The organism is Tardiphaga sp. (assembly GCF_028290785.1).
GTDB lineage: Bacteria > Pseudomonadota > Alphaproteobacteria > Rhizobiales > Xanthobacteraceae > Tardiphaga.
In genome coordinates, this window is the sequence record NZ_JAQGJD010000421.1 from 1 (window position 1) to 5,093 (window position 5,093).

Genomic DNA, 5,093 nt, shown 5'->3' on the forward strand with positions numbered 1-5,093 from the left:
AATTTCCCGACCTCCTCCGAAGCAATGATGTCCTCGCTGCACTGGAGGATCAGGGTCGGAACCGAAACTTTGGCAAGATCGTCTCTGTTATCAGAGGTGAAGGTGACACGCGCGAACGCCTTCGCAATCTCTGGATCGGTCCGGCAGAAGCTGTTGGTCAATTCTTCGCCGAGTTCGGGCCGATCCGGATTGCCCATGATGGAAGGCGCCATCGCGGCGGACCAACCCATGTGGTTGTCCTCCAGGAATTCGAGAAGCTCCGCGATCTGCTTCTCGCTGAATCCGCCCACATAGTCGCCGTCGTCGATATACCTAGGCGACGGGCCGACCAACACCATCTGTCCGAACAAGTCCGGAGCCTTGAGCGAAGACAGCAGCCCGATCATCGCGCTGACCGAATGGCCCACGAATACGGCGTCCTTCAGGCCAAGCTCGCGGCCGATCTCGACCATGTCGTCGGCATAGCCGTTCAACGTCGAATACTTAGCGTCGTCGTAGGCCGACAGATCGGACCCGCCGGCGCCGACATGGTCGAAGAGCACAACCTTGAAGTCGTTTTCGAACGCTGGCGCCACCATGCGCCACATGTTCTGGTCGCAACCGAAGCCGTGAGCGAAGACCATGGCCCTGCTGCCCTGCCCGGTCACCTGCACGTTGTTTCTTGCCCGTATATCCATTGACGATCACCTATGTGCCGGGTTGCGCTCGGGCCGCTGGCCGGCCGCCGCTGTTAGACTGTATCCGGAGCGGCGGGCTGTCGATCTAAGGCCAACACCTGATCGAAATCGACAGGTTCGAACCGTCGTCCCTGAGCATCCGTAACGTGCACTTTCCATCCCTCTCCTTGGAGGACGCGAGCTTTGGCAACGGCCATGGCAGGTCTTATCCTAACGGTCTGAACGGATCTCCCGTTCTTGGAAGCATGGACCATGAAGGCCGTCATGGAGACCTCGAAATGAAACGGCACCATTTAGCGGAGACGCTCGCCCACGCCGCCGCGGTAGGTGGGAGCTGAAGGAAATACCGCAATCCGTAGGTTGGTTCTATCGGAACCCCTCATCGTCTGGCAACTTCGCACGCAGTGTAGCTCTCGCGCCGCAACATTTTTACGCTGATTTGCGGCGATACGCCTCTGCGATCATCACCAGCGACGAGACCGAGACCCCGCCCCGTCGCCACAGATCGTCGATGCGTGCGAACGGCTGGTCCGCCCAGGCGTCGACGCTTCCCAGCTGAACGCAATTTCCTGCCGGCTTGTCTCACGATGTTTCATAGGCTTTCGGACGCGCAGGTCAAACGCCTGTCGGCGCTGGTTAAGCGGTCAGAAGAGTAAGACGACGCCAGCCCATTCACGTCCGATGTTCGATATCGGATCTAGCTAAATTGATCACCGATCAACGAACCTTTCGACCTCTTCGCAGTATATCTACGCAGGGAGGTTAGCCGTGGATCAAAGAACAGAACTGAGAGCCAAGGCCCAAAAGTATAGGGGTTTTGTCCGGTGGGTCGGCGATCCAGAACTCGCCCGAGATCTTTTGTCCCTCGCGTTTGACTTGGAGAAACGAGCGATGCAACCAAACGAGGAAGACATCCGCACCCGCGCGTACGATCTGTGGAAGCAGGCCGGGGAACCGAAAGGCCGCGATGACGACTTTTGGCATTTGGCCGAGCAGGAACTTCGAAATGAGGATAAGTCCTCAACCTTGCGTACGCCGGACAATCTATAGTGGCGGATGCTCTAACGCTGATGTTCGAACGAGGTTGCGCATTCTGCGGCCGGATCGCGGGCAAAAGGCTATAGGGTCATCAACCGGACCCATCGGGTGCCGCCGGTGCCGCCATCCGTTGCGACGCTGAATACAGGTCCGTCGTCGAACTGCAGGCGGACCTGCTCGGCTGCTTCGATCTGCTGCATGAGCTCTTCGCTCCCGGTAATACATCCCTCTGCGACGACAGGTCCGGCCTCCTCCGCCAAGGAGAGCCAGTAGAACACCTTGCCCGCCTCGTCGGCTCCGATGAGGATCGTCGCCCATCCCGCCTCCCGCAATCTAAGCCAACCGCAGTGCCAGCTGCCGCTCGCGACCGGCATAGCGAGTGACGAAATCCTCGATGTTCGACGATACGTCCTCATAGGCGATGTCGGCCCGGCGCCGGATCTCGCGCGCGATATCCTCGCTGACGTCGTTGGCCCACCTCTCAGCCGTGTTGATGGCGACTACCCGGTTGGGGTTGCCGTACTGGCCGGCCATCAGGCCGGTGATCACGGTCTCCAGGTCGGTCCGGTCGAGGTTCGTCTCATGGAATGACAATCCTGCCCGACCGAAGTCGTCTACGACGAGATACACCGTCTGATCAAGGTCGTTCGGCACAATGGACGGCGTCCAGCTAGAACGTCGCATGGTCGACCTCCTTCTGCGCGGCTTCCCGCGCGGCGCGCCGGCGAAGCTCGATCGTGAGCTCATGGGCGGACCTCACATGTCCGATGATGATCGGGTCGTCGGTCGGGTCCGCCTGGATCAGCGCCGCACCGAGATGCGCGATGATCTCCAGCAACGGGTCCTGGGCGATGTCGGGTGTGATAGACGGGCTGTCTTCGGACATGATCAGCCTGCCTTTCGCGATTTGGCAGCCGGACGCACCGGCTTTGCCGCCGATTTTGCTTCTTCCTTGGGAGCCTTCTTGCCGGCGATCGGCAGCAACATCTCCCGTTGACCTGTCGCCTTTGCGGGTTTCCGTGCCTTCGCCGGTGCGGGCTTCGCAGCGCCGCCCTTCAGGCTTTGCTGCAACGCCGTCATCAGGTCTACGACGTTGGTGCCGGGGCGCGGTTTGGCCGTCACATTGCTGAGGTCGCCGTTGCGCTTGCTGTTCACCAGGTCGACCAGGGCCGCCTCATAGCGGTCCTCGAATTTGCCGGGCTCGAACTGCCCGGTCTTCTGCTGGACTATGTGCCGAGCCAGATCGAGCATGTCCTTGGTGACTTTGACGTCCTGAATGTCGTCGAAATAGTCCTCCTCGCTGCGGACTTCATACGGATAGCGCAGCAAGGTGCCCATCAGGCCGTTCTTCAGCGGCTCCAACGCAATGATGTGCTCGCGGCTGGTCAGTACCAGGCGCCCGATCGCCACCATATCCATGTCACGGATGGTCTCGCGGATCACCGCGTAGGCGTCGTGGCCGACCTTTCCGTCAGGTACCAGGTAATAGGGTCGGATTGCGTAGCGGGGATCGATGTCGGCCCTGGGCACGAACTCGTCGATTTCTATGGTGCGGGTGGACTCCAGCGCAATCTTCTCGAGCTCCTCCTTGCCGATTTCGACATATGTGTCGGTGTCGACCTTGAAGCCCTTCATGATGTCTTCCGAGATGACTTCTTCACCGGACTCGGCGTCCACTTTCACATACTTGATGCGGTGCCCGGTATTCCGGTTGATCTGGTTGAAACTGATCTTCTCGGAATCTGAAGTGGCCGGAAACAGCGCGACCGGACAGGTGACGAGGGAAAGACGCAAGAAGCCCTTCGAATTGGCGCGCGGGGCCATGGGCGATACTCCAACACAACGGGCACTACAGAACCCGGATTCAAGCCGAATCCTTGTGATTCGTTCCTGCGCTTCCGGAACTCAGAAAGGTATCGCGGTTCTGCCGAATTTCCCGCAGCATCAACGGGCGGCCGGTCGGCGCAATTGCAGAATGAGGCTGACGCCGAGCCTAACCATCGACCGCACAGATTTGCGATCGAGCCGTACAAGCTACCCACCCCACGAATCGCCTATTTTTGGCGCCAATTCCGGGGTGTCGGTCTCTCCGGCATTGTGGATGGCGCCTACAATCTGCCTGCGCAGCGTCCCACAACCAACCTACCCATCGGCTACTACGAATTCGAACATGAGAACCGCCCGCAAGGATGGAACGTGTGGCTGACGTTCGCCATCTCGCCGGAGGCCGAGAAACCTGCGACATCGACGCCCCCGCGCATTCGAAAATAGGGTCGCGGAGACGACCTGTCACGCTACTTCCACACGACGGCGCTGGTGGACTGCCAGTTCACGCAGCGACACCGTCTCCGAGTCCGGCGCATGCAGGCCTGGCTTCTCTCCGTCATCAGCGGCATCGGCCGGCTTCGAGCGAGAAGGGCATACGCTGTGCCCCGAATTGGCAGACCTCCACTACCGAATCCCGCGTTGCAACGTTGATTTTCCGATGTTGTGGATGTGCAGATCGAGAATGTAGCGGCAGGATGGCCCAATTCAGTCATGCCGATTCGGCGGGATGTCGCAGTGGTCGCCCGGTATGTCCATGGTCGGCGCTGCTCCAGAGGGACGCAAGTCTCGTGCCCTTAGACGCGGTCATTATTCGGGAATTTTGGGCAAGGGAATAGCTGTGCCGCCTTCGCACGGAAGGACTTGTGGGACCTCCTACAGAAGATCATAAGCGTTCACGATTTTCATCGCCGCCGCTCTGACCTGGGAGACCGATTGGCCAGGCTGATACAGCGCCGTCCCTATACCAAATCCGTTGATTCCCGCCGCGCGCCATTCCGCAAAATTCGCCGGTCCCGCCCCGCCGACGGCGTAGATCGAGGTTTCGGAAGGGAGGACGGCGCGCATCGCCTTGATGCCGTCCGGTCCCACCACCGAACACGGAAAGATCTTTAGACCATCAGCGCCGACCTTCAGCGCGCCAAAACATTCCGAGGGCGTCAGCACGCCAGGCCACGATTGCAGCCTCGCAGCTTTGGTTGTGATGACGACCTCCGCATCGAAGTTGGGCGATACGATAATCTGTCCACCGGCGGCCGCGACATCGCGAACCTGGTCCGCCGTGAGCACGGTCCCGGCGCCTATTGTGGCTGAACCGTCAAAGACCTTGGCCAGCAGTTCGATGCTTTTCAGCGGCCGCGGCGAGTTCAACGGAATTTCGATGGTGGTCAGACCTGCCTCAATCAAAGCTGCGCAGACCGGCTCGGCCTCCTCCGGAGTGATGCCACGCAGGATCGCGATGATATTGCGGGTCATTGGATGTCCTTCACGAGTTGCTGCCAGGCCGATTGCAGCCCCGCCAGCGTGACTTTTGTGGTGTCGACACATCGCACC

General features: G+C 59.9%; 7 protein-coding genes. 1 reads left to right on the forward strand and 6 read right to left on the reverse strand.

Annotation, left to right across the window (positions count from 1 at the left end; all coding sequences use genetic code 11):
* On the reverse strand, nucleotides 1-677 hold a 677-nt coding region (locus JWR89_RS26195; protein ID WP_299721108.1), incomplete at its 3' end, for an alpha/beta hydrolase.
* Between the two features lie 891 nt (nucleotides 678-1,568).
* Here JWR89_RS26195 and JWR89_RS26200 point away from each other — a divergent pair.
* Entirely contained in the window at nucleotides 1,569-1,727 is a 159-nt protein-coding gene (locus JWR89_RS26200) for a DUF2934 domain-containing protein (protein WP_299721113.1), read from the forward strand.
* Nucleotides 1,728-1,795: 68 nt separating this feature from the next.
* On the opposite strand, the gene JWR89_RS26205 is transcribed toward JWR89_RS26200, so the two are convergent.
* The 5 genes from JWR89_RS26205 to JWR89_RS26230 all read right to left on the reverse strand — a co-directional run bounded on the left by JWR89_RS26205 (nucleotide 1,796) and on the right by JWR89_RS26230 (nucleotide 5,015).
* Nucleotides 1,796-2,089 (reverse strand): hypothetical protein, encoded by a 294-nt coding sequence (locus JWR89_RS26205; RefSeq protein ID WP_299721114.1) that lies wholly within the window; start codon nucleotides 2,087-2,089, stop codon nucleotides 1,796-1,798.
* On the reverse strand, nucleotides 2,049-2,399 hold the full coding sequence (locus JWR89_RS26210; RefSeq protein ID WP_299721109.1) for a hypothetical protein: 351 nt from the start codon (nucleotides 2,397-2,399) through the stop codon (nucleotides 2,049-2,051). The genes JWR89_RS26205 and JWR89_RS26210 overlap by 41 nt, the downstream gene beginning before the upstream one ends.
* Nucleotides 2,386-2,601: a hypothetical protein gene (locus JWR89_RS26215; RefSeq protein WP_299721110.1), complete on the reverse strand. Its 216-nt coding sequence runs from the start codon at nucleotides 2,599-2,601 to the stop codon at nucleotides 2,386-2,388. Before JWR89_RS26215 ends, JWR89_RS26210 begins: the two co-directional genes overlap by 14 nt.
* Nucleotides 2,602-2,603: 2 nt before the next feature.
* Nucleotides 2,604-3,539 (reverse strand): Ku protein, encoded by a 936-nt coding sequence (locus tag JWR89_RS26220; RefSeq protein ID WP_299721111.1) that lies wholly within the window; start codon nucleotides 3,537-3,539, stop codon nucleotides 2,604-2,606.
* An 876-nt stretch (nucleotides 3,540-4,415) separates the two neighbouring features.
* Complete coding sequence (locus JWR89_RS26230; RefSeq protein WP_299721112.1) at nucleotides 4,416-5,015, reverse strand: 2-dehydro-3-deoxy-6-phosphogalactonate aldolase; 600 nt, start codon at nucleotides 5,013-5,015, stop codon at nucleotides 4,416-4,418.
* Nucleotides 5,016-5,093 lie beyond the last annotated feature (78 nt).